This is a genomic window from Exiguobacterium sp. ZWU0009, from assembly GCF_000798935.2.
GTDB classification, from domain to species: domain Bacteria; phylum Bacillota; class Bacilli; order Exiguobacteriales; family Exiguobacteriaceae; genus Exiguobacterium_A; species Exiguobacterium_A acetylicum.
In genome coordinates, this window is sequence record NZ_CP018057.1 from 1,153,431 (window position 1) to 1,178,416 (window position 24,986).

Below are 24,986 nucleotides of genomic sequence, written 5' to 3' on the forward strand. Positions count from 1 at the left end.
TTGCTTTTTTTGTTCGTTCAAAAATAAGATTGTGTATGCTAATTTTAGGGAAAACGATTTATAGAAAAGAAGGCGAGGTGGAAGGATGTACGGTCAATTCTGTGAGAACTATGATGAGAGTTATCCCGTCTTGCGGGAAGAGACGTCACATGATTTCCATCGTTTTTTTGCACTGTCCTACACGATTCATGATACTGTCTTTGAACAAACTGTATATGAAAGATTGATGCGGACAATCAAACACAAGACATCGCGTTTTTCAGCGCTTCGGAGCCGTTATACGCCGTTACTTGTCGCCCATGTTCAATTGAATAGCACGGATCCCGATGTTCTCATCGAAGAGATCATCGTTGCGGAAAAGAAAATTAAACATCGCCTGATTCGTGATAAAGGGGTTCGTCCATTTTTTGCGCTCAACGAAGTATTGAATCGGCGACAAGGAATTGATGCGTTCCCTTACATGGAACGATTGCATGCGACACGCCCGCATTTGAATGCAGCAAAGCAGTACGTCGTGACATCGACCTTGCTTGAACAGCAGCCATTACCAGAGGAATTTCTAGAGCGGGTCAATACATCGGAAGAATGGCTCGCGCAATATATGGAACGGACGAGTGAACGTGTCATTACAGCGCAAATCTTAGCGGCGCATCCAGATCCTTCAGCGCAACAGGAACGAATCATTGCGTGGCGGGAACTGTTAGAGCGGCGAGAAATCATCATCTGGGATCGCTTGATGCCAATCCTTGCGTTACTGCCTACAATGGAACGTGTCGACTGGATTTATGTGACTCGGATTGTCGACCGGGAGCGGGCACGGAATCGATTTTCAGACGAAGTCAACTGGTTGATTGCCTTTCATTTGTTGCTTGCTAAAACGGGTGTGACACGAGTTCAAGCCACGTTGCTATTGCTGGCTGCACTAGAGTTGACGAAAAAACCGTAAAACGAAAAACGAACGAGGAGTGGCGCGCGCCATTCCTCGTTCGTTTGGTTTAGTGACTTAATCGAACGTCGTAAACGTCGCATGTCGTTCGACCGGATACAGTTCCGTACCGGCGACAGCGTTCAAGATCAACTGGTTCCGCGAGACGGACATCCCGAGATTATCCGCAGCCGGACCGTGTGACAGCTCTAAATTAGCAGTTGCGTAAAGATGATGGGCTGTCTCGACCGAACGCACGATTTGGTAGTCGGCATCGACTTTCCAGGCATTCGGTGCTTCGAATACAATATCAAGTCGGTCGATGAAGCTCGGAAGGGATGGCGAAAAACCAGTTGCTGCAATGACGGCATCTGTTACAGACGAGCGCTCGTCCTCAAGTTCTTGATGTTGCATTGCAATCGTGAACCGCTCATCATAGGTGATTTCTTTTACTTCGAGATTCGCGCGGATCGCGACCTGTCGTTGTTCCTCTTCCGTCAAATCATAGAGATGGGCATAGATTGATTGAAGTGTCTCCGGACTGATACCGTTCTGAGAGCGGGCAAACTTCTTGACCGACTCTTGTCGTACTTCGAGTGGAAGTTGGTTGAAATACGTGACGTAGCTCGGTGAAAAAATTTCTTCTCCGAGTTTGCCGGTCTCAAGTGTCTCAAACAGTGTCGAACGCGCGATCCACTCGAGTTCAGGACGCTCTGGAGCAGGCGTCGTCAAGAGATCAAGGAAAATCTCGGCGGCACTTTGACCGGAGCCGACGATGCTGATTTTGTTGCGCTGAAGTAAATCTGCCTTGTTCATGACATATTGCGTATTGTGGATGACGCGTTCGTCAAACGTATCCGGGATGGCGGGTTTTGAACCAGTGCCGATGACGACGTTTCGTGCTTCGAACGTTTCGCGTTTGCCGGTTGAGACATCTTCGACGAGGACTTCAAAACTATCACCGGTGTCTTGCACGTCGATGACGCGCGTCGAAAAGCGGAGATCTTCAAGTTGTGTCGCGACCCAGCGTAAGTAATCGTTGTAACCTTGTCTTGAGATCAGAAGTTTTTCATAGAAGTAAAACGTGTGGAGACGGTGAATCGATCGTAAGTAATTGAGGTAGGAAAACGAACTTGTCGGATCGGCGAGTGTGACGAGATCGGAGATGAAGCTTGTTTGCATCATCGAGTCCTGAATCATCATGCCGGGATGCCATGAAAATTGTTCGCTTTCGTCAAAAAATAACGTCTTTAAATCTGTCGGATGCGCAAGTGCACTCAATCCTAAATTCATCGGACCAATGCCAATGCCGATTAAGTCATACATAGAAAAAGCCTCCCAATTCGATATTGTTCTAAAACAATACCCGAAAAGGAAGGCGGACGAAACGTCAGGCTAAAGCTTTACAGCTGGTCGGTTGTCGTTGTTTTGGTTTCGACCGTCATCGTTTTCCCATCACGGATGATCGTCAAGGAGAGCGGTCCATCTGATTTGATCAGTGCCGTTTTGATATCAACGAATGCTTTGATTTCGGAGTCATTGATTTTCGTGATGACATCACCTGTTTTCAGTTTAGCCGCAGCAGCTGGACTGTTCGGTTCGACCGACATGACGACGACACCTGTTTTTTGACTGTCTGGTAGTTTGACTTGATCTTTTAGATAACCGGCAGGGAACGCCGCGACGTCTTGTAAGGACACACCGAGCGTCGGATGCTCAACTTTACCGTTTGTTTCAAGCTGTTTGAGGATTGGTAATGCATCATCGATCGGGATACTGAAGCCGACGCCTTCAACACCAGACTCAGCGATTTTCATCGAGTTGATTCCGACGAGTTGTCCTTGTTCATTGATCAAGGCACCACCCGAGTTCCCGGGGTTAATGGCAGCATCGGTCTGGATGACCGTCGTATTGAAGTCGTCTTGTCCGTCACTGTTCGTATCGACCGGTACGGTCCGGTCTTTCGAACTGACGATTCCGCGTGTGACGGAGTTTTGGAACTCACCGAGCGGGTTACCGATTGCGAGGACGGTTTGTCCGGCTTTTAAGTCCGCTGATTTTCCAAGTGTGATGACACCCGGAACATCGCTTGCGTCAACTTCAAGCACAGCTAAGTCATAGGTTTCGTCGCTACCAAGCAACTTGGCTGAGAGTGTCTTGCCGTCATTCAACGTTACATCGAGTTTTGATGCCCCGTCGACGACGTGATGGTTCGTAATGATGTATGCTTTGCCGTCCTCTTTCTTATAGATGACACCGGACCCTGAACCAGCCGCTGCTTCTTGTTGCGACATTGAGTTGCCCGCTTGATAGTTCGTTACGGTCACGACGGATTTTTGAGCCGTGGCGACTGCGTTCGTCACCGGATCATTCGTCGTCGTTGAGACTTGTTTGGGCATACCATTTGATAGTGGTGTATCAGCGACTTGTTGTTCTTGATCGAGTAGGATCGGAAAGGCAACCGTAGCCGTCAAGACCGCGCCGATGATGCCTCCAGTCAATCCAGGTAAAAGTGCTTTCGTTTTTCCAGCCATAAGTCATCATTCCTCTCTGTATGATTTCTGACTTCATCATAGCAAATGAAGCAACCTCTTCTCTGATTACGGGAGACATTCCGAAATGACTCATCATTCCCCATAATTCGACGACAATTTCTAAAAGTTGAGATAATCAGGTCATTTCGATACACTGAAGCTGTCTCGAACATATATTTCATTAACAGAAAGAGAGTGTGGAACATAATGCTATTGCGTCTAGTCTATGGAGCAGGATTACTGTTTGCGGGAGTTGGTCATTTCCGCAATGAAAAAGGGTTCGTCAGCATCATGCCGTCGTTCATTCCGTTCAAGCGCTTCTTCGTCCAAGTGACAGGGGTCATCGAAATCGCTTACGGTGTCATGTTGTTGACAGGAAAAGGGGTGCACCTCGTTCGTAAGACTCTTCCTGCCTTCTTATATGCTGTCTTACCCGCAAACGTCAACATGGCAGTCAATCCGAAGCCGATTAATGGGAAACGTCTTCCGTCTTGGTTGCTTTGGACACGGTTGCCGCTCCAATGGGGGCTCGTCTCTCTTGCGAAACGTCTGAAATGAATCGGAACAAAAAGCCGCCTAAATGGCGGCTTTTATTGTTAGAAACGTTTGTTGACAGCAAGTAAGGAAGCTTTTGCAATCTCTTCGTAGGTAGAATCGTTCGGGTGGAATTGGTCACTCGACAAATCACGTTTGACGTCACGCACGAGATTGAATGTGTCGATGATCTCGACATCGTACTCGATACCGAGCGTCCGTGATTTTGCGTTCCAATCTTGGACGATGGCATCGAATGCTTCACCGTTTTCCGTCGCGCGGAAAGGATTATAGAGCCCGACGTAGAAAATGACAGCATCCGGATTTTGTTCTCGTAGGATACTGAACGTCTTTTTCAAGTTCGCTTGTGCCGTCGTGACGGTTTCGGCTGTCTTCTTCGCATTGAAGTTCGCGACGCCTTCACCACGGTTGAATAAGTCATTTCCGCCAATCGTCACCGAGATGACTTTTGCTTGTTTGATTGAGCGTAAGACTTCTTTTTGTTCTAGTTGTTTCAGTAAATCTTCCGTCCGGGCACCACTGACGGCAAGATTCTGGAAGCGCTCGACAGTGTTATCTTTGACAAGATCGCGTCCGACGATCGCGGCGTAACTATTGCCGTTTGATGCTCCGACACCACGTGTCAAGGAATCACCAAGCGCGACGTACGTCCCGCCTTTTTTGACAGGCTCTTCCTTCGTAGGTGTCAGGACGGCACGTTTTGGTGGGTTGACGACGTCACTATAGGCACTGACGAAGCCGTATCCAAAGATTGCCGTCAAAACGAGTGAGACGGTTAAAAACAGGGGCCAGCGTAATCGCTTCATGAACGTTCCTCCTTCTAGGTTCTAACCTGATTGTAGCAAAAGTTGAAAGAATGTGCGGAAATGAAGTGTTCTGACAAGTCAAATGATTCATTATTCCGCTAGAATAGACAATAAGAGGTGAGAGACGTGAAACCAACAGTGAAATTAGAAGGTGTAACAAAGGTGATCGGAAAAAAGACGATCATTGATAATATCTCGTTTGAGATCCAACCAGGTGAAGTCTTTGGCTTCCTTGGACCGAACGGGGCAGGAAAAACGACGACGATCCGGATGCTTGTCGGCTTGATCAAACCGACGTCCGGTAAAATCACGGTCTGTGACTTCGACGTCCGCAAACAGTTCGTCCAAGCGATGGAGCGGATTGGCTCGATCGTTGAAAATCCAGAGTTGTATAAGTATTTGACGGGTCGCGAAAATCTACAAGTCTTTGCCCGGATGTTACCGAATGTCGATGATGCCCGGATTCAGGAAGTCATCGATCTCGTCGATTTGACGGCGCGTGTTGATGATCAAGTCCGGACATACTCGCTCGGGATGCGGCAGCGTCTCGGAATCGCACAAGCATTACTCGGACGACCAAGCGTCTTGATTCTCGACGAACCGACGAATGGTCTCGATCCGATGGGGATTCGGGATTTACGTCAATTCATCCGCCGGCTCGTCGAGGAAACGGGACTGTCGGTCCTCGTCTCGAGTCATATCTTGGCTGAGATCGAAATGCTTGCCGATCGAGTTGCAATCATGAGTTATGGCAAAATCGTTCAAGTCGGAACGGTCAAGGAACTGGTCGAGTCGCTCGCACCAGGCGTTGACTGGCGTGTCGATGATGCCTTTAAGGCAAATGAGATTTTATCAGCATCGGATCAAGTCCAAGTGTCCGAAGTCGTCGATGCCAATACGGTTCATACTTTGATGGATGCAAGCAAGACACCAGCACTCAACAAACAGTTGCTCGAAGCAGGTGTCGAAGTCTGGACGATTGAACGGAAAGTCCAAACGCTCGAAGATCTGTTCATCACGTTAACGGGAGGCGATCACATTGCGTAATCCGAACATGATCGGTCTCGTTCGAAATGAAGTGACGAAAATCGCTTCAAAACGTCGTTTTGCTGTCGTTGCGATCATTTTGATCGTCCTTGTCTCGATGTTTACGTACGCACAGTACCGAGACATCCAAGAACAAATCAAAAAGCAGGGAACGCTCGATTGGCGGGTTGAGTTACAACAAGACATCGTCGACACGCAGAACCGTCTTGCTTCCAGCAGTATTCAAGATGAGTTCCGTCAGTTCCTTGAGTTTGACCTAAAACAAAATCAATACTATCTCGACAATGACATCAACCCGAACTATCCGGGAGCCCCGACGTTCATCCGGATCTTCTTCTCGCAAGGATTGACGCTGATCTTACCGCTGTTCATCATCGTCATCATGGCGGATATCGTCAGTGGGGAGCAAAATGACGGAACGATCAAGACGCTACTGTCGCGACCAGTCCGGCGCTGGAAGATCCTGATGGCGAAATGGTTGACGGTGTTGCTCTATACGTCGATGCTGATGGCATTGACCGTCGCCGTCTGTTACGCGATATCCGGGATCGTCCTCGGCTATGACGGCTGGACCGCACCGATCTTGACCGGTTTCCAAGCTTCACCGAGCGGTACGTTCTCGACGGAGTTCGTGCATACGTTACCGATGTGGGAGTACCTCTTGATGGCAGTCGGTCTAGCGTGGATCGTTACAGCTGTCGTTGGAACGATTGCCTTGATGGTCTCTGTTCTCGTCAAAAACACAGCGACAGGGATCGGGATCATGATGGCAGTCTTGATTTCCGGTACGTTACTGACGACACTCGGTTCAAGTTGGACGAGCTCGAAATATCTCGTCAACGTCAACTTCGGACTGATCAACTATCTCGATGGACAAGCACCACCGATCGAAGGGATGACGCTTCCGTTCTCCCTTGCCGTCCTCGGTTGTTGGACGGTCGCGGCACTAGTCGTTGCGTTCTGGAACTTCACACAAAAAGATATGTATTAAGACGAACGGGTCCACCTATAGAGGGGGACCCGTTTTTCATGGATGAAGCGACAAACGATCGTATGTCTCGATTATTTTTTGATACTGAAGTTGTGTCGATAACGAAGCATCTACTATGAGAATCGGGGAAATTGACCGGTCCATTTGATACTGGTGTTCTGCGAACGTACCGATCATCGATGGGTCCGTCGCCGTATGATACGTCCGGCACCAGTCAAGGAATTCATTGGAGCCTGTAAAATCTGGGTATCGTGCTGCTTCGCGTGCGATGAGACGTTCCATCCGAACCGATTCGTCGAGCGACAGGAAGACAAGCAAGTCCCGATTGATGAAACCGTCCGGATGCCAGGCGAAGACAGAACCGGAGACGATGTAATCGTTGTAAGACATAAGATCTGCTTCATACATGGAAAATCGCTCGGAGACGTCTCGCTTTTCAGTGAACGTCGTATCTTTCCAAAGATAATGGTCTGTATCAATCCAGGGAATCTGTTCAGCTTGCCCGATGAAGGCGCCCAGTGTACTTTTTCCGGTACCTGATCCACCAATGATTTGAATACGCACGATAATCGGCTCCTTTCGAAATAATGTATCGGCACGCAGAACAGGCCCGGGCATGATGCCGGACCTGTCGCTTGGAAGAACGAATTCTTCCTATGTCGCCTCGTGCAAGCACAAGACATGGAATCGAGAGGCAGTGCCTCTAATAGGAAGCCGATGCAGGTCAGCTTCCGCGCTACGTACCAATCGTACTTTTATCATACTGATTCCAAGAATTGGTGTCAAACCTGCTCGAAAGGGTTTACAAACCGTTCAAACCGTCAAAAGAGAGAATAACGATGACTAGAGGAGGAACGACCATGGCAGATTGGGGCATCATGCTGACAGGCGTCGTCATTTGTGGGTGGTGCATCTTTAGTGCCATCTATGACGATTTCATCCGTCGGGTATAAGAAATACAAATGGGAGCCGTCCGGAATGGGCGGTTTTTTCGTGGATTTTTTTAATCCATCGAAGTGGCTGTGGTACACTCGAATCAGAATGAAAAGATAGAGAATGGGTGAAGAAAAATGAAGAAACAACCAGTCATCGTCATCGTCGGACCGACGGCAGTCGGAAAAACGAAGACGGGCATTGAACTAGCCAAGCGATTAAACGGAGAAGTCTTATCTGGAGACTCTGTCCAAGTCTATCAAGGGATGGATATCGGATCGGCAAAAGTGACGACCGAAGAGATGGAAGGGGTGCCGCATCATCTGCTTGATCTCGTTACACCGGATGATGAGATGAGTGTAGCGCGTTTCCAGACGGTTGCCCGAGCGACGATCGATGAGATCGCAAGTCGGGGGAAGTTACCGATCATCGTCGGTGGAACAGGGCTTTATATCCGTTCGATTTTATATGATTATCAGTTCACCGAGCAGGCAGAAGATCCAGCCTTACGGGCTGAACTCGAAGCGTATGCAGCGACACATGGAGCGAATGCGCTACATGATCAGTTGAAGGAACTTGATCCGGTGCGTGCCGAAGCGATTCATCCGAATAACATTCAGCGGGTCGTGCGGGCGATCGAGGTCGCGCGGACGGGTCAGACACAAACGACCGGTAGTAAGCCTGCACTTTACGAGAGTCTACTGTTCGTCCTACACATGGAAGACCGGGATCGCTTGTATGATCGGATCGATCAGCGAGTAGATATGATGGTCGAAAGTGGGCTTCTTGAGGAAGTGGCGCGTCTTGATGCTGCCGGATATCGACAGACGAAGGCCTTACAGGCAATTGGTTACAAAGAGATGTTACCAGTCCTTGACGGGGCACCACTCGATCCTGCTGTCGACATGCTGAAACGGAACACACGACGCTTCGCGAAACGTCAATTGACATGGTTCCGTCATCAATTTGATGGCGTTTGGGTAGATATGGGAAAGTTTTCATTTGAAGAAACGTTCAAAATTATCTATGATAGAACTGTAGAGTTTCTGAAAGCGGTTAAATAAGAGTTGCCCGAAGACAGAAACAGATAAAAAGAGGGGGCACGGGGAATCATGAAAGCGACATACAACATTCAGGACGTCTTTTTAAATCAATTACGGAAAGATGCAGTCCCGACAACAGTTTTCTTAATCAGCGGGTATCAATTACGGGGGCTGATCAAGTCATTCGATAACTTCACAGTCATCTTGGAGTCGGAAGGTAAACAGCAATTGATCTACAAACACGCGATCTCGACGTTCGCACCAGCGCGCAACGTGACGTTATATGAGCAAGAAGAGACACAAGAAGTCTCTCGCTAATGAAAAAGACGACCGGGGGGTCGTCTTTTTTTGTTCATTTCATTATTTATAGGTTGGCTGAGCAAGCGTGCGAAGAACGTCGACAGGGTACCGTTCCAAGTCGAGGATATCAAGTCCGATGAATCCGGTATGGTCGGGTTCAGCAAAGTAGAACGTAACTCCTTGGAGGTGACACGAACTTTTCGGAATCGTGTTTTGCAATCGGAGCGAGAAACGATCTGTATGTTCTGCGTATAAGAATGCTTGTGAATGGACGGCGCGGATCACATTCGCTTCTTCATTGAAAAATTCGATTCCGACGATGCGTCCCTCTTGATCAACGTCTACGTTGAGGAATTCATTTTCTTCTAGCTCGTCAGTTTCTTCAATCGCGGGAGTAAATGTTTCTGGGAAGAGATATAGATATCCCATTTCTGCTTCTTGATCATAAGTCATTCGAATCGTCATCTATGTCACATCCAAGCCTAATGATTTTTTTACAACAACGGTGTCAGTTCCTCGACCGCCTCTTCATAACGTCGGAGCGAGACATCCTTATAGAGGCATGTCTTCTGCAGACGTTCTTCCTTCGTCATCTCGTCCTGATACGTTTTTAAGATGAAACTGTTGCGTAACATCGACGGTGTCAAGATCCGCTTGTTATCGGACCGTTCATTCAGCTGACGCATCATCTTCGTGATCATGACGATCGATAGTTGCTTCGGTGCATTTTTGCTGTAGACCCAGCGGAATGTCATCCGAGCGAAGTCGAAGGCGACGAAAAAGGGGTCGGTACTGTTATAACGGGGGCGGACCGGCTCCGGAATCGTCTTCAAGTAACGCAACATGATGTCTTGATCTTCCCGCTCGAGGTGAAGCAGGTAACGGTTGCCGAGTCGGTCATGAACGGTCATCTCTTGCTGGGCGAAATTGAGATCGTGCATCTTCAAACCAATGATGTGATGGACACGTAGACCGTAACGATAAAACAGACGGAGAATCAATTCGTTTCGATCGATCAAATACGGACGTGCCTTCAATTGATGTTCCGTCAAGCCGCGATCGGATTGATTCGTCCGGACCAATTGTTCATATTCCTTGAAGGAAGCGACGTGTTTTGCCGTCAATTCGTGCGTCGGTTGTGCGTATTCAATCAGCTTCGCCTTCGTTTGTCGAATCTGATAATTGACTTGATTGATGACGGTGACGATCCGGGCAACCGTTGCTTGCTGGTAGAGTTTCTCTTCGATCAAGTATTCATTGATGAACGTCTTCCACGTCTCGATCGAAATCGCCTTGAAATCGTCGATCGTCTCGAGTGGTTGGTCGACATCGGTCATGTAGCGATGGACTTCGATTAAATCATAGCGATAGCGGCGGACGGTCGAAAGTTGCCGTCCACTTGTCGTTAGATAAAACAAATAGCGTTCAATGAACTCTGGAAGCGTATACGACTGTTCGCGTGCCATGGTTTTCCTCCCCTTATCGTAATCTTTCTTCCATCATAAACCGAACGGATGTTTCCTGTCCAAAAAAGTTCAGACGAACCGGTGCCTGTGGTATGATAAAGGGCGCAGTACGTCTTTACTCGTGAAAGGAATGATATTATGTCAGAACGCGTCATCGTCGTTGGTTGCCAGCTCCCCGGTGTCCCGGACCATGTCTATGAAGAATCGGTCGCGGAGCTCGAAGCACTCGTAACGACTGCGCATGGTGTCGTCGTCGGTCGTCTGGATCAAAAACGACAAGCGATTGATCGCCGTACGTTCATCGGAAAAGGAAAGGTTGAAGAACTCGTTGCTTTAGCAGACGAACTTGAACCTGATTTAATCATATTCAATGCCGAGGTCACGCCCGGTCAGATGAAGAATATCCGGATCGCCTTGTCGGACCCGGAAGCCATCAAATTGATTGACCGGACGCAGTTGATCCTCGATATCTTCGCTGGCCGAGCCCAGTCACGCGAAGGGAAATTGCAGGTCGAACTGGCACAGATGAGTTATCTCTTACCACGTCTTGCCGGGCAGGGAACACAACTGTCACGTCTTGGTGGCGGAATCGGGACGCGTGGACCAGGTGAATCGAAACTCGAGACGGACCGCCGTCATATCCGGCGTCGGGTCGATGAGATCTCGAAACAACTCGAGACATCCGTCGCGCACCGTGCCCGTTACCGGGAACGTCGCAAAGAGAACCAGACATTCCAAATCGCGCTCGTCGGTTATACGAATGCCGGCAAATCAACGATCTTCAACCGGTTGACACAAGCCGACACATACGAGAAGGATGAGTTGTTCGCGACGCTTGATCCGTTGACACGTCAAGTCGATTTGCCGGAAGGTGGTCAAATCCTCCTGACGGATACGGTCGGTTTCATTCAAGATCTCCCGACGAAGTTGATCGCGGCGTTCCGTTCGACACTCGAGGAAGTGCTGGAAGCCGACTTGATCCTCCATGTCGTTGATGCGTCGAGTGAGCATTACTTGAATCAGATGCAGACGACGAACGATGTCCTCGATGAACTCGGTGCCGGTGACATTCCGCAACTGGAAGTCTACAACAAGAAGGATCAATTGAACCGCTTGTTCACAGGTGGAAAACTGCTGATTTCTGCGCTTGACCCGCAGGATATCGAGCGCTTGATCGAAGAGATCGAACGTTCGATCAGCGAAATTCTCGAGTATCTCGAGATTCGTATTCCAGTTGACGGATTTGCTCATTACAATCCGGCGAAAGAAGTCATGATGAATTTGAAGGAATCGTTCGAAGAAGATGGTTCCGTCATTCTAAAAGGTTACTTGCGTAAAGATACGCGTCTATACGCGACATTGAAACAATACGAGGTGTAAACATGTTTTCAGAATTAACCCATTACGAAACGCTCCGTCCGCTCATTGACCGGGCGGAGGAACAAATCGCCCCGTACGTCAAGAAAGCGCAAGAGGTCGCGGAATACAATCAATTCCGTGTCCTCGATGCGTTCCGACGTCACAAGGTCAGTGATTTTCACTTCATGCCGTCAACAGGGTACGGCTACAACGATGAAGGACGCGATACGCTCGAACGGATCTATGCCGATGTCTTCGGTGCGGAAGCCGGTCTTTGTCGTCCGCAAATCATCAGCGGAACCCATGCGATCGGTATCGCGTTGTTCGGTTTGTTATTGCCAGGAGACGAATTGCTCTATATCACAGGAAAACCATACGACACGCTTGAAGAGATCGTCGGAATTCGTGGTGACGGACGCGGTTCATTAAAGGAACTGGGCGTCCAGTATGATGTCGTCGAGATGAAAAACGCCGAGACGATCGACGTACCGGCCGTTCTCGAACGGATCACACCGCAGACGAAGGTCGTCGGGATTCAGCGTTCAAAAGGGTATGCGACGCGACGCAGTCTGCCGGTCAACGAGATCGGAGAAGCGATTGCCACCATCAAAGCTGTCCATCCGCACGTACTGATCTTCGTCGATAACTGCTACGGTGAATTCGTCGAGACAATCGAACCGACGCACGTCGGGGCAGACTTGATGGCAGGGTCGTTGATTAAGAATCCGGGTGGTGGTCTTGCGAAGACTGGCGGTTATCTCGTCGGTCGAACGGACTTGATCGAACGGGCATCGTTCCGGATGACGACGCCAGGGATTGGCGCCGAAGCCGGTCCATCGTTATCCGCACTTCCGGATATGTATCAAGGTTTCTATATGGCACCACATACGGTGAGCCAAGCGTTGATGGGCGCGATGTTCACGTCGAGCATGCTCGGTCAGTTCGGCTTTGATACGGCACCGCATCATACGGCAGAACGGACGGATTTGATTCAATCGGTTTCGTTCCATGCGCCGGAGCCGATGATTGCCTTCTGTCAAGCGATTCAAGCTGCTTCACCCGTCAATGCACATGCGTTACCGATTCCGGATTATATGCCGGGATATGCGGACGATGTCATCATGGCAGCAGGAACATTCGTACAAGGATCATCGATTGAGTTGTCAGCGGATGGTCCGATCCGTGCGCCCTATACCGCGTACGTCCAAGGTGGTTTGACGTATAGTCACGTAAAAATCGCCATCATCTCAGCCGTCAATCATTTGATGGAAAAACAATTAATTCCAGAAAAAAACGTTTAATACTAGAATATCTCGTGAAAAGACCTCTGAACGACTTCATGTAAAGCGATTAAAAAAGTTGTGTTAACTTTTCTTACATCGCTTGACAAGTTGCCTGACAGAGGTTTATTCTCATGGAGTAAGGAAAAAGGAGGAACCACATGGCAGACTCATCACGCCAGTCCAAGCCACTATTTCCCATCGGAGTCGTTCAAGAGTTGACCGCGTTATCTGCCCGCCAGATCCGATACTACGAAGAACAGGGACTGATCAAGCCGGAGCGGACAGAGACGAAACGTCGCCTCTATTCGTTCAACGATGTCGATCGCCTGTTGTCGATTAAGGAATACCTGGATCAGGGACTGAATATCGCAGGGATCAAATTGATTTTTGAAAACGATCTCGTCAAACGCGAACGCGTTGCGGAGAGCGTCGTCGAGACGCGCCCGGAATTATCTGACGGCGAATTGTATAAACTCCTGAAAAATGAATTGAAGGAAGCAGGACGACATGGAAAGACGTCGCTTATACAAGGTGAGCTCGGGCGTTTCTTCAAGTAAGGACCTGTAACCATATAAAAACGAATCGGAGAGGGGATTTGTCACATGACACGTCGCAACATTACACGAGAAGACATTTTGAAAATCGCTAAAGCTGAGGATGTACGCTTCATTCGCTTACAGTTCACAGATATCCTCGGAACGATCAAGAACGTTGAGATTCCAGTAAGCCAATTGGAAAAAGCACTTGATAACAAAATGATGTTCGATGGTTCATCGATCGAAGGATTCGTCCGAATCGAAGAATCAGATATGTATCTCTTCCCAGACTTAAACACATGGGTCGTCTTCCCATGGACAGAAGATGGAACAGGGAAAGTTGCACGTTTAATCTGTGACATCCACAATCCGGATGGCACGCCGTTCGCAGGAGACCCACGTGGTCAGCTCAAACGGGTACTTAAAGAGATGGAAGAACTCGGTTTCTCATCATTCAACGTTGGACCAGAGCCAGAATTCTTCCTCTTCAAGAAAGATGAAAAAGGTCGTCCGACACTTGAATTGAACGACCAAGGTGGATACTTCGACCTCGCACCAGTCGACCTCGGCGAAAACTGCCGTAAAGAGATCGTCATCGAGCTCGAGAACATGGGCTTTGAAATCGAAGCATCACACCACGAAGTCGCACCAGGTCAACACGAAATCGACTTCAAATATGCCGATGCGATCACGACTGCGGATAACATCCAAACGTTCAAACTCGTCGTCAAGACGATTGCTGCGAAGCACAACTTGCACGCGACATTCATGCCAAAACCACTCTTCGGTGTCAACGGATCAGGAATGCACGCGAACATGTCGCTCTTCAAAGGCAACGAGAACGTCTTCTTCGATGAAAGCAACGAAGATATGCAATTGTCGGATGATGCACGTGCTTTCACGGCAGGTATCCTCAAACACGCTCGTGCGTTCACAGCGGTTTGTAACCCGACAGTCAACTCTTACAAACGTCTTGTTCCTGGCTACGAAGCACCTTGCTACGTCGCATGGTCAGCACGTAACCGTTCACCACTCGTCCGTGTTCCTGCAGCACGTGGACTCTCGACTCGGATCGAAGTCCGTTCAGTCGACCCAGCAGCGAACCCGTACCTCGCGCTTGCGACATTGCTCGCTTCAGGTCTTGACGGAATCAAGAACAACTTGAAAGCACCGGCTCCAATCGATCGTAACATCTACGTCATGGACAAACCGGAACGTGTTGCAAACGGAATTGATGATCTTCCATCAACACTCAGCCACGCACTCGAAGTCTTGAAAGCGGATGACGTCGTCATGCACGCTCTCGGCGATCACATCGCAGAGCACTTCGTTGAATTGAAAGAAATCGAATGGGATATGTTCCGGACGCAAGTCACGGAATGGGAACGCGATCAGTACATGGTCTTGTTCTAATCCAACTTAAGCACTTCTGGACTTCTGTCCGGAAGTGCTTTTTTCATGTCCGCGACAGGGAATGAGTCGAGGATGTGGAAAGATACAAGAGTACAAAGAAAGGGAGACGATACATCATGAAAAAAGGATATGAAGGCGAAGAAATCACGGTCTATTTTGATTCGGAAGTCTGCATTCACTCTGGTCATTGTGTACAAAGTCTACCAACTGTCTTTGATGTCAAACGACGTCCGTGGATTGAAGCGGACGGGGCACCGGTGGAAGACGTAATGCGGGTCGTCGACGGTTGTCCGAGCGGCGCCTTATCTTACGAACGGAGGGAAACAAATGGAGCTGAAACGAGCAGAACGTAAAATCGAAACCCATCACGAGGGTGCAGTGATCGGGGAAATCACCTACAGCGACACGAACAACGGCATGTGGATCATCGATCACACATACGTCGATCCCGCGCACCGGAATCAACAGATCGGGGAACAACTCGTTGCCGAGATCGTCAACTGGGCACGCGAAGCAAACGTCAAGCTATTGCCGTTATGTCCCTTTGCGAAAAAAGAGTTTGAACAACAGCCTTCCTATCAGGATGTACAAGCGAATACGTGAACACAAAAATCTCCTCTAGTCTCTTAAGACTAGAGGAGATTTTTTAAATCATTGTTTATGATCCCTGATTTTCATTTTGCGAGAAACCATCATCGCACCGAAATAGGCGACGACGTACAGCACGATCAGTCCTTGTTTTAGCATATAAGGTAGATCCATTTGACTCGCGATTATAAAAATGGCGCACAGCAATATCAAATAGGGTATAAACTGCTTATTTGGCATATCAGGACCTCCTTCACTATCCATTTATTTCTATTTAAGGATAGCACAAGATGGATATCAAATTGTGCTACATAAAAGAAATAGTAGATTTGTTATAGATACAATCGTAGAAACGCCATCGTGACAACACCAGTCACGACCGTCCAGGATAAACTTTTACTGAAAATCGCGACCGCCATGGTCGGTAATGCTGCGAAGACATGAAGCGTCGAAACCGTCGGAAACGCTTCATCTTGAGCGATGAGGAGATTTTGAAAGAAGAGGGCACCAAGCAGACAGACCGGAATGAACGAGAGCCATTCTGTTACGAGGCGCGGTAACGTCAGTCCATGAAGGACGAGAAACGGTAAGACGCGTGGAATCCAAGTGACGAGTCCACAAACTAAAAAAAGAGCAATTAATTCTGGGCGGATTTCCATCGTGTGATCACGACTCCTATACTTGCACCACCGAGCGTCGCGCAAAGAACGGCGACTTCTGGAGAAAAGTAGCGCATGGTTATGTAAAGCAATAGTAAGACAATCAGTAAAAGAAAACTATTCACGACAATACGGGAACGTTCCCCTTCAAACTGTAAGTATAATAAGCCGATGAACATCGCTGTCAGGGCAAAATCGAGACCGAAGCGCTCGGGATCAGGGAACCAGCTGCCAACAAGGGCGCCGAGAACGGTTGCGACGATCCAACTAAAGTAAGCAGTCAGATTCAAGCCATGCATAAACGACGGGGAGAGCTTCCCTTTTTGGGCAGTATTCATCGCGACAGCGAACGACTCATCCGTCAGTAGCGTTCCAGTACCGAGGCGGTCGCGGAGATGGCGTGTCTCGACATGTGGCGCAAGCGTCAGACTCATTAACAAGTGCCTGAGATTGACGATGAACGTCGTCAGAATGATGGCAGAAGCAGGACTATTTAATAGTAAGAGACTCGTGATGATGAACTGGGCGGCGCCGGCATAGATGAAGACGGACATGAATCCGACTTCAAGAGGGGATAAGCCGGAGGCACGACCGACGATCCCGGCTGAGAAGCCGATGCCGATATATCCGAGGACAGTGGGTAGACAGGCACGGACACCTGCTTGAAAGGCTGATGACATTCGAATCCTCCTCTTTTTTTAGAGCATAGCATTCATGCGGGATATCGTCACCAACTGGTCAATATTTTCATCATTTTTTTCGACATATTCGACTTGATTTGGTGGTAAAGACTAAGTGGTACGGCAAAATCAGTTAGGTAAAGGAGCGTTTTTCATGCACAAATTAATGAAAGATTCAAACCGGTTCGTTTCAGACATGGTCGACGGACTCGTACTAGCTCACCCTGATTTGTATAAAAAGGTCGAAGGGGTCAATGTCGTCGCGCGGAAAGTGCCGCTTGACGGAAAAGTTGGTCTTGTCTCTGGTGGGGGAAGTGGGCATGAACCGGCGCACGCGGGATTCGTTGGTGACGGTATGCTTGCTGCGGCTGTTTGTGGGGAAGTCTTCACGTCACCGACACCGGACATGGTGCTTGAAGGCATTAAGGCAGCCCATGGTGGGAAAGGTGTCTTACTCGTCGTCAAGAACTACTCGGGTGATGTCATGAACTTCGATATGGCAAAGGAACTCGCTGAACTCGAGGACATCGAAGTCGACACGGTCGTCGTCAATGATGACATCGCGATCAAAAAGGAAGAGGATCGTCGTGGGGTTGCGGGAACGGTCTTCGTCCATAAGATTGCCGGAGCTGCAGCTGCAGAAGGGAAATCACTGAGTGAAGTCAAAGCAGTCGCGGAAAAAGTCATCCAGGGCGTTCGTTCGATCGGAATGGCACTCTCACCATGTTATATGCCAGAGAGTGGCAAGCCAGGCTTTGAGTTGCATGATGACGAGATGGAAATCGGAATCGGCATCCATGGTGAAAAAGGACTTGAACGAAAAGCAGTCGCTTCCGTTGATGCGATCGTTAAAGAGTTGCTCGATCGTCTGACAAAAGAGGTACCAGACAAAAAAGTCGCAGTCATGGTGAATGGGATGGGTGGAACACCAGAATCCGAACTGTATATCACGTATAAATACGTCGCGGAAGAACTTCAGGCACATGGTTACGAGATTGCCCGTTCGTTCGTTGGAAACTATATGACGTCGCTTGAGATGCACGGATTCTCAATTACGCTCTTACCAGTGGATGATGAACTGCTTGGTTATCTCGATGCAGAAACGAAAGCGATTGGATTCTAATTTAGATAAACGGGGTGTACAAAGATGAAGTTGACGACGGAACAGTTACGAAGCGCGCTCATCAAAGCAGCGGAACAGATTGAACAGCACAAGGATGAATTGACGGACCTTGACCGGGAAATCGGTGACGGGGACCACGGGATCAATATGTCACGTGGCTTCCAAGCAGTCCAAAAGACGTTAGAAGAACACGGCGAATATGAGGATTTAGGAGCTCTATCGAAAGAAGTCGGGATGACGCTGATCAAGACGGTCGGTGGGGCGTCCGGTCCTTTATACGGAACAGCCTTCGTTAAGTTCGCTGGTGCGTTCAAAGGGAAAACGGAAGTCGAAGGTGCGGAACTCGCGGATGCTTTTCATGAAGCGACGGAAGGCATCAAATCGCGTGGAAAATCGGAATTCGGTCAAAAGACGATGGTCGATATCTGGACACCGTTCCAAGAGGCGCTCTCGCGAGAAGGGGATTTGAAAGCGGCAATCGATCAAGCGCTTGCTGATACGAAAGCGCGCATCGCAACGAAAGGGCGCGCGTCTTACTTCGGTGAAGCGACGGAAGGCGTCCAGGACCCAGGTAGTCTATCGAGTGCGTTGTTACTCGGCGAAATCGCGGAGGTGCTTCATGGTTAATCTTGTACTCGTTTCCCATAGTGAAAAACTTGCGACTGGACTAAAGGAACTGTTAGCAGAGATGGCACCGGATACGCCAGTCTTAGTAGCGGCAGGTCTTGAGGACGGTAGCATTGGAACGGACGCGACGCGAATCGAAGAAACACTAAATACACTGGACGATGATGGAGTCGTCTTAACGGATATCGGTTCTGCGACGATGAACACGGAATTGGCCCTTGAACTATATAGTGGCGAACGGACAGTTCGGTTTATCGACGCACCACTCGTCGAAGGCGCGTTTTTAGCAGCTGTTCTTAGCGGGCAGTCGAAATCCGTTGATGAGATTGAAGACGGATTGAAAAAAGAGTTTAGCAAATAAGGATCAGATTCCCCTTTGCGATTAGGCGAAGGGGGAATTTTTTTAATGAAAGATGATCGTCGATCTTATGCGTGACGATTTAAAACGACGAGAGCCATTTTTCTAACCACTCTCTAGGTAAGCGAATTGTAGCTAAATCAATGGTTTGTAATTCATTTAGAGAATAACTGTTAGCAAGATAAAGATCCCATTGTGCATCGATATCGTTCGCTACTTCAGTCGCTTGCTCACTTAACGGATAGCTCCCACGTCCGTCGGTTGCGATATGGTAATGATTGTTATGGTACACGTCGGTCATGTAGCGGTAACACCAATCCGCCAGTTCTTCAAGTGTGATGTTGCCATCCAGCGCGTCCTGAATGCATGCTTTTAGTTGTTGATCCGAATAGGTAAGATTCATGATACACCCCGCATTATGTTTCTATAGAACAGTGAAAACCCGGTCCCTCTGCAAAAGGGACCGGGTCAATTGTTTTATTTTGATGGTTTGAAGACCATTGTCGCTTCCACTGCTTTTTGCCATCCGGCATAGCGTTGTTCACGATCGTCTTCTTTCATCTCTGGTTTGAACTGGTGATCCAGCTTCCATTGTTTTTTGATCTCCGCTTTATCTTTCCAGTAACCAACAGCTAATCCAGCAAGGTAGGCTGCACCAAGTGCTGTCGTTTCGTTGATTTCTGGACGATCGACAGGAACGCCGAGGATGTCCGATTGGAACTGCATCAAGAAGTTGTTCGCTACTGCACCACCGTCGACACGAAGTGTCTTCAGTTCGATACCAGAATCTTGTTCCATCGCTGTCAACACATCGCGTGTTTGATAAGCGAGTGATTCAAGCGTTGCACGAACGAAGTGTTCCTTATCTGTTCCGCGTGTTAATCCGAAGATTGCTCCGCGTACATCTGAATCCCAGTATGGCGCACCAAGACCAACGAAGGCAGGAACGACATAAACACCGTCTGTTGAGTCGACTTTCGTTGCGTAACCTTCTGAATCTTTCGCATTTTTCAGCATACGGAGTCCATCACGGAGCCACTGGATCGCAGAACCAGCGACGAAAATAGAACCTTCCAGCGCATATTCCACTTTTCCATCGACGCCCCAAGCGATCGTCGTCAAGAGTCCATGATCAGAAGAAACGGCTTTCTCGCCTGTGTTCATGAGCATGAAGCAACCTGTTCCGTATGTGTTTTTCCCTTCACCCGCTTCGAAGCACGTTTGACCGAAGAGTGCTGCTTGTTGGTCACCCGCAATACCAGCGATTGGCACTTCGTAACCGAAGAAGTGATACGGTACCGTTTTGTCGTAGACTTCACTCGACTGACGAACTTCTGGCAACATGGAAGCAGGAACACCGAGGATATCGAGTAACTCTTCATCCCATTTTTGTTCGTAGATGTTATACATCAATGTTCGTGAAGCGTTCGTGTAGTCCGTGATGTGCGTTTTTCCACCAGACAGTTTCCAAACGAGCCACGTATCGATCGTACCGAAGAGCAATTCACCGTTCTCTGCTTGCTCACGTGCACCTTCGACATTGTCGAGGATCCATTTAACTTTTGTGCCAGAGAAGTAGGCATCAATCAGAAGTCCTGTTTTGTCGCGGAACTTCTGGTTCAAACCTTGTTCTTTTAAGTCGTCACAGATACCAGACGTTTGACGCGATTGCCAAACGAGTGCGTGATAGACCGGTCTGCCTGTTTCTTTGTTCCAGACAACTGTTGTTTCACGTTGGTTCGTGATGCCGATTCCAGCGATTTGCTCAGGTTTGATATCTGCTGTCCCGAGTGCTTCGGCCATGACGGCAAGAATCGAACCCCAGATTTCGTTTGCATCATGCTCGACCCAGCCTGGTTGTGGGAAGTACTGTTTGAATTCCCGTTGTGCCGAGTTGACGATTTTCCCATCGTGATCGAAGATGATCGCACGTGAGCTTGTCGTACCTTGGTCGAGTGCTAGGATATACTTGTTTTCCATTTCGAAATCCCCCTTGAGCGGTATGTGTTAGTGAGATGTGATCTTAGTAGATCAATTGATAGATGAACACGGCAATCGCTCCACCGATGATCGGACCGACGACAGGAATCCATGAATAGCCCCAGTCAGATGAACCTTTATTCGGAATCGGTAGGATAGCGTGCGCGATACGCGGTCCAAGGTCACGAGCCGGGTTGATGGCATACCCTGTTGTACCACCGAGCGAGAGACCGATAACGACGACGAGTAAACCGACGATGAGTGGTTTTAAGCCATCTCCGAACGTTGTTAAACCAAGTGCCAAGATACCGAAGACGAGAACAAATGTCCCGATGATCTCAGAAATCAAGTTCGACGGCGTATGACGAATCGCTGGACCTGTTGCGAACACACCGAGTTTTGCAGCTTGATCATCAGTCGCTTCAAAATGTTTCATGTAATGAAGCCAAACGAGAATGGCGCCGATGAAAGCTCCGACAAGTTGTCCGGCAATGTAGATCGGAACGTCTGCCCACGGTAGGTCAGAGTTCAAAGCAAGTGCAATCGTCAATGCGGGGTTCAAGTGTGCTCCACTTTCAGCAGCGACGAATGCTGCTGTCATGACGGCAAGACCCCAAGCGAATGTGATGACGATCCATCCGCTGTTTTCCGATTTCGTCTTTTTCAAGACGACACCGGCGACGACTCCATCCCCGAGCAGGATGAGGATCATCGTACCGATCATTTCCAATACAAAGTTATTCATGCAAAAACCCTCCCTTTGGATTAAAGCAGATAATGGCCTTTCTACTTTAAATTACTCCGAATTGAGAACGTTTTCAATACATATAATTGAAATATAGGAATGGAAATTTTTTATTTTGATGTTTAAAGATACGAAAAAGTGGATAAGAAAACACCTCATTCTGCTTGCAAGCAAGCAAAAGAGGTGTTACCGACGACGTTTTTTTCTTTTTTTAGGTCGAAACCAACTGCTGGAATAATCTAGTAGGATATGAATCGTACTTGCCACCATGATACCGACGACGAATGCAGGCAAGGAAGCGAACCACGAATCAATCGTAGCAGAATCAAGAACCTGAAAATATAGACTTAAAAATAGTAGCGGAATCAGAATCGCAGCACTGTAAAGAAGCCGGATGATGTCTCCGATGATCAGTCCATGTGACCAGATCGATCGGTGAGGCATGATCTTGACATACGGCATCCACAAGACTCGAAATGGTCCAAAGCGATAATACGGTTCTGACTTTAAATCGAGGTCGGGTGACAACCAAAGAGTACCAACAGCGATGCCAATGGCGGTCGGTAACCAATCGGTTTGTTGCGTTGCGACCGAATACGCAACGTAACCCGTCAGTGCGACGGTATTGACGGTATCATGTACATTTCCTGAAGGCATGAAAAAAGACCAGTCGTAACTGGTCCCTCCGTCAATGAATCGTCCGATACACGCCGATTACCTTACCAAGAATGGAGACATTATCGAAATACATCGGATCCATCGAGTCATTTTCTGGTTGTAGACGTACCTGTTGATCTTCTAAGAAGAACCGTTTCACCGTCGCTTCGCTATCTTCGGTCATAGCTACGACGATTTCTCCGTTTTCTGCTGTGTTTTGTTGGCGCACGATGACACGATCGCCGTCAAGAATACCTGCGTTAATCATCGATTCACCATCGATCGTTAACATGAAGACCGTTTCGTTTCCTACATAATGTGCAGGGAGTGGGAACTGTTCTTCGATGTTTTCAATCGCTGTAATCGGAAGACCCGCTGTGACTTTCCCGATGACGGGAACATGGACGATGGCTTCCGTGATTTCTTCAGGCTTATCAAGCAATATCTCAATCGCACGTGGTTTCGTCGGGTCACGGCGAATCATTCCCCGTTTCTCGAGTCGATCCAAATGACCGTGTACCGTCGAGCTAGACGCGAGTCCGACTGCTTCTCCGATTTCACGAACTGATGGTGGATACCCCTTCAGTTTCACTTCAGAGACGATGTAGTCGAGAATCTCTTGTTGGCGCTTAGACATTTTCCGCATACGAATTGCCACCTCTTTCTGGATTGAAGTTTGAAATGTAAGAATATATGTTTCTAGATTCACTATAACATAGAACAAATGAGCGTACAAACAATTGTTCGACATTTTGTGTTGACCGAACACGGGTTCTGTGTTTATTATGAGTTATGCGAACAATTGTTCCGCGAACATTTATTCTAAATCATTCATTTCATATTTGGAGGGATTCATGATGATTCATACGATTCGTACTCATGCTTTTTCAATTCTCTTCTATGCATTAAGTATTGCCTTCGTGATCTTTTTACTCACACCACGCCCGGATGAAAAGGTAGCGCAACTGATGACCGCTTCCGTTACGGTCGATGAGAACGCTACAGTCGAACAAATTGCTGAAGTCTACAATGATGGTTCGATGTCAGATGAAGAATACGTCAACTGGTTGATCAAAAATAATGATGTCGAGACAAAACACGTCATCTCAAAAAGCAAAATCGTTGTACCAATCGCACAACAATGACAAAATGGAAAAGTTGTGAAAGAACGAACAGGGATGTGAGGTACGATGAAGGTCGTGATTTATTGTCGGGTGTCGACCGAAAAAGAAGCACAAGATAGTTCGATTGAACGCCAACGGATGGAGCTTTCCAAGGTCGCGTCTCAAAAGGGTTTTGATGTCATAGACATCGTCTCTGAAAAAGAGAGTGGATATGACGTTGATCGGGAAGGAATGCTGACGGTTCTTGACCATGTGACACGTGATGCGGTAGATGCGGTACTCGTGACAGATGACACACGAATTGGTCGGGGGAATGCGAAAATCGCTATTTTGCACACGTTTAAGAAGCACGGTGTTCGGTTGATGACACTTGATTCCGATGGAGAATACCAGCTTGCGGATGCAGAAGCAATGGTCCTTGAGATTGTCTCACTGGTGGAAGAATATCAACGGAAACTGCATAACGCAAAAATTGCGCGCGGCATGCGGCGAGCTGTTGAACAAGGCTTTCGCCCGGAACGAAATCTGAATCGCCAAGGAGAGAACTCTGGGCGTAGTCGAAAGGACGTACCGATCGAAGAAATCGTACGTCTTCGAGAGCTCGGACTGACGTTTTCAGATATCGCCATCACCTTGCGTGGGATGGGACATGATATTTCAAAAGCAACGGTCAATCGTCGATATCTTGAATACCGCGAACTGACACCTAGCCCGGAATGAAGAGCAAGTTACCCGTCGACTGACGCGGTTAACTTGCTTTTTTTTATAGCCTCTTTTAAAGTAAGGATACAATTGAACAACTCAAGTTTGAGTCGTACAGAAAGAGGGATTCCATGTTATCACAAGAACAATTAGATCGAATCAATGCATTAGCGAATAAATCAAAAGTCGAGCCGTTATCAGAAGCCGAAACGGCAGAGCAAAAAGAGTTACGTGCAGCGTATCTCGCAGCATTCCGTGGATCGTTCAAAAACCAACTCATGGGCATGAAAATCGTCGATGAAGAAGGAACGGACGTAACACCAGAGAAATTGAAACAAGCACAAGAAGAAGAACGGAATAAACAATAATCGTTTATTTCTTCTATAGTAAGGAAGAGGTCCCCAATCGGTGGATCTCTTTTTTGTTAGATTGGTTAGATAGGAAACATTGTACGATAGCAATACATCTTAATAGAGATCTTTCATCGATTCATACATCCTGTATGAGTCGGAAGAACGGCTATAGATAGCGCATTCATTTTAATGTGACATA

General features: G+C 48.1%; 32 protein-coding genes. 18 read left to right on the forward strand and 14 right to left on the reverse strand.

All coding sequences use genetic code 11. The annotated features are described in order from the left end of the window. Positions 1–85: 85 nt before the first annotated feature. Positions 86–946 (forward strand): DUF4003 family protein, encoded by an 861-nt coding sequence (locus tag L985_RS05860; protein WP_029341231.1) that lies wholly within the window; start codon positions 86–88, stop codon positions 944–946. 57 nt (positions 947–1,003) lie between these two features. On the opposite strand, the gene L985_RS05865 is transcribed toward L985_RS05860, so the two are convergent. Together L985_RS05865 and L985_RS05870 are read right to left on the reverse strand one after the other, a co-directional pair. Next, entirely contained in the window at positions 1,004–2,251 is a 1,248-nt protein-coding gene (locus L985_RS05865) for a lysine N(6)-hydroxylase/L-ornithine N(5)-oxygenase family protein (protein WP_047391148.1), read from the reverse strand. 77 nt (positions 2,252–2,328) lie between these two features. Next, positions 2,329–3,459, reverse strand: a complete 1,131-nt coding sequence (locus tag L985_RS05870; RefSeq protein WP_023467745.1) for a S1C family serine protease — start codon at positions 3,457–3,459, stop codon at positions 2,329–2,331. A 207-nt stretch (positions 3,460–3,666) separates the two neighbouring features. Here L985_RS05870 and L985_RS05875 point away from each other — a divergent pair, with 207 nt between their 5' ends. Continuing rightward, positions 3,667–4,017, forward strand: a complete 351-nt coding sequence (locus tag L985_RS05875; RefSeq protein ID WP_029341233.1) for a DoxX family protein — start codon at positions 3,667–3,669, stop codon at positions 4,015–4,017. A gap of 38 nt (positions 4,018–4,055) precedes the next feature. Here L985_RS05875 and L985_RS05880 read toward each other — a convergent pair whose 3' ends face one another. Further along, the gene (locus L985_RS05880) at positions 4,056–4,820 is read right to left on the reverse strand and encodes an SGNH/GDSL hydrolase family protein (protein WP_023467747.1); all 765 of its coding nucleotides are present in this window, start codon (positions 4,818–4,820) and stop codon (positions 4,056–4,058) included. 126 nt (positions 4,821–4,946) lie between these two features. Between L985_RS05880 and L985_RS05885 the strand changes: the two genes are divergently transcribed. Both L985_RS05885 and L985_RS05890 read left to right on the forward strand, forming a co-directional pair. Beyond that, a complete protein-coding gene (locus tag L985_RS05885; RefSeq protein WP_029341234.1) occupies positions 4,947–5,867 on the forward strand; it encodes an ABC transporter ATP-binding protein in 921 nt (306 codons plus the stop codon). Next, positions 5,860–6,858: an ABC transporter permease gene (locus L985_RS05890; protein WP_034785942.1), complete on the forward strand. Its 999-nt coding sequence runs from the start codon at positions 5,860–5,862 to the stop codon at positions 6,856–6,858. Before L985_RS05885 ends, L985_RS05890 begins: the two co-directional genes overlap by 8 nt. Positions 6,859–6,894: 36 nt before the next feature. Here the strand turns inward: L985_RS05890 and L985_RS05895 are convergent, their stop codons facing one another. After that, positions 6,895–7,422, reverse strand: a complete 528-nt coding sequence (locus L985_RS05895) for a P-loop NTPase family protein (RefSeq protein WP_029341236.1) — start codon at positions 7,420–7,422, stop codon at positions 6,895–6,897. 506 nt (positions 7,423–7,928) lie between these two features. Here L985_RS05895 and miaA point away from each other — a divergent pair. Then, the gene (miaA, locus tag L985_RS05900) at positions 7,929–8,855 is read left to right on the forward strand and encodes a tRNA (adenosine(37)-N6)-dimethylallyltransferase MiaA (RefSeq protein WP_029341237.1); all 927 of its coding nucleotides are present in this window, start codon (positions 7,929–7,931) and stop codon (positions 8,853–8,855) included. Positions 8,856–8,903: 48 nt separating this feature from the next. Then, entirely contained in the window at positions 8,904–9,152 is a 249-nt protein-coding gene (gene hfq / locus L985_RS05905) for an RNA chaperone Hfq (RefSeq protein ID WP_023467753.1), read from the forward strand. Positions 9,153–9,194: 42 nt separating this feature from the next. On the opposite strand, the gene L985_RS05910 is transcribed toward hfq, so the two are convergent. Both L985_RS05910 and L985_RS05915 read right to left on the reverse strand, forming a co-directional pair. Next, positions 9,195–9,599 (reverse strand): DUF2283 domain-containing protein, encoded by a 405-nt coding sequence (locus tag L985_RS05910; RefSeq protein ID WP_052169384.1) that lies wholly within the window; start codon positions 9,597–9,599, stop codon positions 9,195–9,197. Between the two features lie 29 nt (positions 9,600–9,628). Then, positions 9,629–10,600: a site-specific integrase gene (locus L985_RS05915; protein WP_047391156.1), complete on the reverse strand. Its 972-nt coding sequence runs from the start codon at positions 10,598–10,600 to the stop codon at positions 9,629–9,631. A 138-nt stretch (positions 10,601–10,738) separates the two neighbouring features. Between L985_RS05915 and hflX the strand changes: the two genes are divergently transcribed. The 6 genes from hflX to L985_RS05945 all read left to right on the forward strand — a co-directional run bounded on the left by hflX (position 10,739) and on the right by L985_RS05945 (position 15,794). Then, the gene (gene hflX, locus L985_RS05920) at positions 10,739–11,980 is read left to right on the forward strand and encodes a GTPase HflX (RefSeq protein WP_034785946.1); all 1,242 of its coding nucleotides are present in this window, start codon (positions 10,739–10,741) and stop codon (positions 11,978–11,980) included. A 2-nt stretch (positions 11,981–11,982) separates the two neighbouring features. Further along, positions 11,983–13,260 carry a methionine gamma-lyase family protein gene (locus L985_RS05925; RefSeq protein ID WP_029341241.1) on the forward strand — a complete coding sequence of 426 codons (1,278 nt, stop codon included), beginning with the start codon at positions 11,983–11,985 and terminating at the stop codon, positions 13,258–13,260. A 140-nt stretch (positions 13,261–13,400) separates the two neighbouring features. Further along, on the forward strand, positions 13,401–13,799 hold the full coding sequence (locus L985_RS05930) for a MerR family transcriptional regulator (RefSeq protein ID WP_023467758.1): 399 nt from the start codon (positions 13,401–13,403) through the stop codon (positions 13,797–13,799). Between the two features lie 45 nt (positions 13,800–13,844). Beyond that, positions 13,845–15,191, forward strand: a complete 1,347-nt coding sequence (gene glnA, locus L985_RS05935) for a type I glutamate--ammonia ligase (protein ID WP_029341242.1) — start codon at positions 13,845–13,847, stop codon at positions 15,189–15,191. 116 nt (positions 15,192–15,307) lie between these two features. Beyond that, positions 15,308–15,544 (forward strand): (4Fe-4S)-binding protein, encoded by a 237-nt coding sequence (locus tag L985_RS05940; protein WP_047391159.1) that lies wholly within the window; start codon positions 15,308–15,310, stop codon positions 15,542–15,544. Then, positions 15,519–15,794, forward strand: a complete 276-nt coding sequence (locus L985_RS05945; RefSeq protein ID WP_047391162.1) for a GNAT family N-acetyltransferase — start codon at positions 15,519–15,521, stop codon at positions 15,792–15,794. The genes L985_RS05940 and L985_RS05945 overlap by 26 nt, the downstream gene beginning before the upstream one ends. 48 nt (positions 15,795–15,842) lie before the next feature. Here the strand turns inward: L985_RS05945 and L985_RS16925 are convergent, their stop codons facing one another. From L985_RS16925 to L985_RS05955, 3 genes are all read right to left on the reverse strand, one after another. Then, on the reverse strand, positions 15,843–16,019 hold the full coding sequence (locus L985_RS16925) for a hypothetical protein (RefSeq protein ID WP_156772492.1): 177 nt from the start codon (positions 16,017–16,019) through the stop codon (positions 15,843–15,845). A 92-nt stretch (positions 16,020–16,111) separates the two neighbouring features. Then, positions 16,112–16,438, reverse strand: a complete 327-nt coding sequence (locus L985_RS05950; RefSeq protein WP_047391165.1) for an AzlD domain-containing protein — start codon at positions 16,436–16,438, stop codon at positions 16,112–16,114. Further along, positions 16,417–17,118 carry an AzlC family ABC transporter permease gene (locus L985_RS05955; protein WP_047391168.1) on the reverse strand — a complete coding sequence of 234 codons (702 nt, stop codon included), beginning with the start codon at positions 17,116–17,118 and terminating at the stop codon, positions 16,417–16,419. Before L985_RS05955 ends, L985_RS05950 begins: the two co-directional genes overlap by 22 nt. 154 nt (positions 17,119–17,272) lie before the next feature. Here L985_RS05955 and dhaK point away from each other — a divergent pair, with 154 nt between their 5' ends. The 3 genes from dhaK to dhaM are packed head-to-tail and all read left to right on the forward strand — an operon-like array spanning position 17,273 to position 19,229. After that, the gene (gene dhaK / locus L985_RS05960) at positions 17,273–18,241 is read left to right on the forward strand and encodes a dihydroxyacetone kinase subunit DhaK (protein ID WP_023467763.1); all 969 of its coding nucleotides are present in this window, start codon (positions 17,273–17,275) and stop codon (positions 18,239–18,241) included. A gap of 24 nt (positions 18,242–18,265) precedes the next feature. Beyond that, positions 18,266–18,868: a dihydroxyacetone kinase subunit DhaL gene (gene dhaL / locus L985_RS05965; protein ID WP_047391174.1), complete on the forward strand. Its 603-nt coding sequence runs from the start codon at positions 18,266–18,268 to the stop codon at positions 18,866–18,868. Further along, positions 18,861–19,229, forward strand: coding sequence for a dihydroxyacetone kinase phosphoryl donor subunit DhaM (gene dhaM, locus L985_RS05970; protein WP_029341248.1), 369 nt, complete (start codon positions 18,861–18,863; stop codon positions 19,227–19,229). The genes dhaL and dhaM overlap by 8 nt, the downstream gene beginning before the upstream one ends. A 79-nt stretch (positions 19,230–19,308) precedes the next feature. Here dhaM and L985_RS05975 read toward each other — a convergent pair whose 3' ends face one another. The 5 genes from L985_RS05975 to lexA form a co-directional block, all read right to left on the reverse strand. Beyond that, a complete protein-coding gene (locus L985_RS05975) occupies positions 19,309–19,629 on the reverse strand; it encodes a hypothetical protein (RefSeq protein WP_047391178.1) in 321 nt (106 codons plus the stop codon). 74 nt (positions 19,630–19,703) lie between these two features. Next, a complete protein-coding gene (glpK, locus tag L985_RS05980) occupies positions 19,704–21,206 on the reverse strand; it encodes a glycerol kinase GlpK (RefSeq protein WP_047391182.1) in 1,503 nt (500 codons plus the stop codon). A gap of 43 nt (positions 21,207–21,249) precedes the next feature. Beyond that, positions 21,250–21,951: an MIP/aquaporin family protein gene (locus L985_RS05985; protein WP_023467768.1), complete on the reverse strand. Its 702-nt coding sequence runs from the start codon at positions 21,949–21,951 to the stop codon at positions 21,250–21,252. 186 nt (positions 21,952–22,137) lie between these two features. Beyond that, positions 22,138–22,608, reverse strand: coding sequence for a metal-binding protein (locus tag L985_RS05990; RefSeq protein ID WP_047391185.1), 471 nt, complete (start codon positions 22,606–22,608; stop codon positions 22,138–22,140). Between the two features lie 31 nt (positions 22,609–22,639). Beyond that, on the reverse strand, positions 22,640–23,254 hold the full coding sequence (gene lexA / locus L985_RS05995; RefSeq protein WP_023467770.1) for a transcriptional repressor LexA: 615 nt from the start codon (positions 23,252–23,254) through the stop codon (positions 22,640–22,642). A gap of 211 nt (positions 23,255–23,465) precedes the next feature. On the opposite strand from lexA, the gene yneA reads away from it, so the two are divergent. The 3 genes from yneA to L985_RS06010 all read left to right on the forward strand — a co-directional run bounded on the left by yneA (position 23,466) and on the right by L985_RS06010 (position 24,802). Further along, the gene (gene yneA / locus L985_RS06000) at positions 23,466–23,753 is read left to right on the forward strand and encodes a cell division suppressor protein YneA (protein WP_023467771.1); all 288 of its coding nucleotides are present in this window, start codon (positions 23,466–23,468) and stop codon (positions 23,751–23,753) included. Between the two features lie 45 nt (positions 23,754–23,798). Next, positions 23,799–24,452, forward strand: a complete 654-nt coding sequence (locus L985_RS06005) for a YneB family resolvase-like protein (RefSeq protein WP_047391188.1) — start codon at positions 23,799–23,801, stop codon at positions 24,450–24,452. A gap of 113 nt (positions 24,453–24,565) precedes the next feature. After that, a complete protein-coding gene (locus L985_RS06010) occupies positions 24,566–24,802 on the forward strand; it encodes a DUF896 domain-containing protein (protein WP_035398122.1) in 237 nt (78 codons plus the stop codon). Positions 24,803–24,986: the final 184 nt, after the last annotated feature.

Bases quoted from the DNA above. Each gene is read 5' to 3' on its own strand.
- L985_RS05860 (WP_029341231.1), top strand. From the start codon at position 86: ATGTACGGTCAATTCTGTGAGAACTATGATGAGAGTTATCCCGTCTTG.
- L985_RS05865 (WP_047391148.1), bottom strand. From the start codon at position 2,251: ATGTATGACTTAATCGGCATTGGCATTGGTCCGATGAATTTAGGATTG.
- L985_RS05870 (WP_023467745.1), bottom strand. From the start codon at position 3,459: ATGGCTGGAAAAACGAAAGCACTTTTACCTGGATTGACTGGAGGCATC.
- L985_RS05875 (WP_029341233.1), top strand. From the start codon at position 3,667: ATGCTATTGCGTCTAGTCTATGGAGCAGGATTACTGTTTGCGGGAGTT.
- L985_RS05880 (WP_023467747.1), bottom strand. From the start codon at position 4,820: ATGAAGCGATTACGCTGGCCCCTGTTTTTAACCGTCTCACTCGTTTTG.
- miaA (WP_029341237.1), top strand. From the start codon at position 7,929: ATGAAGAAACAACCAGTCATCGTCATCGTCGGACCGACGGCAGTCGGA.
- hfq (WP_023467753.1), top strand. From the start codon at position 8,904: ATGAAAGCGACATACAACATTCAGGACGTCTTTTTAAATCAATTACGG.
- L985_RS05910 (WP_052169384.1), bottom strand. From the start codon at position 9,599: ATGACGATTCGAATGACTTATGATCAAGAAGCAGAAATGGGATATCTA.
- L985_RS05915 (WP_047391156.1), bottom strand. From the start codon at position 10,600: ATGGCACGCGAACAGTCGTATACGCTTCCAGAGTTCATTGAACGCTAT.
- hflX (WP_034785946.1), top strand. From the start codon at position 10,739: ATGTCAGAACGCGTCATCGTCGTTGGTTGCCAGCTCCCCGGTGTCCCG.
- L985_RS05925 (WP_029341241.1), top strand. From the start codon at position 11,983: ATGTTTTCAGAATTAACCCATTACGAAACGCTCCGTCCGCTCATTGAC.
- L985_RS05930 (WP_023467758.1), top strand. From the start codon at position 13,401: ATGGCAGACTCATCACGCCAGTCCAAGCCACTATTTCCCATCGGAGTC.
- glnA (WP_029341242.1), top strand. From the start codon at position 13,845: ATGACACGTCGCAACATTACACGAGAAGACATTTTGAAAATCGCTAAA.
- L985_RS05940 (WP_047391159.1), top strand. From the start codon at position 15,308: ATGAAAAAAGGATATGAAGGCGAAGAAATCACGGTCTATTTTGATTCG.
- L985_RS05945 (WP_047391162.1), top strand. From the start codon at position 15,519: ATGGAGCTGAAACGAGCAGAACGTAAAATCGAAACCCATCACGAGGGT.
- L985_RS16925 (WP_156772492.1), bottom strand. From the start codon at position 16,019: ATGCCAAATAAGCAGTTTATACCCTATTTGATATTGCTGTGCGCCATT.
- L985_RS05950 (WP_047391165.1), bottom strand. From the start codon at position 16,438: ATGGAAATCCGCCCAGAATTAATTGCTCTTTTTTTAGTTTGTGGACTC.
- L985_RS05955 (WP_047391168.1), bottom strand. From the start codon at position 17,118: ATGTCATCAGCCTTTCAAGCAGGTGTCCGTGCCTGTCTACCCACTGTC.
- dhaK (WP_023467763.1), top strand. From the start codon at position 17,273: ATGCACAAATTAATGAAAGATTCAAACCGGTTCGTTTCAGACATGGTC.
- dhaL (WP_047391174.1), top strand. From the start codon at position 18,266: ATGAAGTTGACGACGGAACAGTTACGAAGCGCGCTCATCAAAGCAGCG.
- dhaM (WP_029341248.1), top strand. From the start codon at position 18,861: ATGGTTAATCTTGTACTCGTTTCCCATAGTGAAAAACTTGCGACTGGA.
- L985_RS05975 (WP_047391178.1), bottom strand. From the start codon at position 19,629: ATGAATCTTACCTATTCGGATCAACAACTAAAAGCATGCATTCAGGAC.
- glpK (WP_047391182.1), bottom strand. From the start codon at position 21,206: ATGGAAAACAAGTATATCCTAGCACTCGACCAAGGTACGACAAGCTCA.
- L985_RS05985 (WP_023467768.1), bottom strand. From the start codon at position 21,951: ATGAATAACTTTGTATTGGAAATGATCGGTACGATGATCCTCATCCTG.
- L985_RS05990 (WP_047391185.1), bottom strand. From the start codon at position 22,608: ATGCCTTCAGGAAATGTACATGATACCGTCAATACCGTCGCACTGACG.
- lexA (WP_023467770.1), bottom strand. From the start codon at position 23,254: ATGCGGAAAATGTCTAAGCGCCAACAAGAGATTCTCGACTACATCGTC.
- yneA (WP_023467771.1), top strand. From the start codon at position 23,466: ATGATTCATACGATTCGTACTCATGCTTTTTCAATTCTCTTCTATGCA.
- L985_RS06005 (WP_047391188.1), top strand. From the start codon at position 23,799: ATGAAGGTCGTGATTTATTGTCGGGTGTCGACCGAAAAAGAAGCACAA.
- L985_RS06010 (WP_035398122.1), top strand. From the start codon at position 24,566: ATGTTATCACAAGAACAATTAGATCGAATCAATGCATTAGCGAATAAA.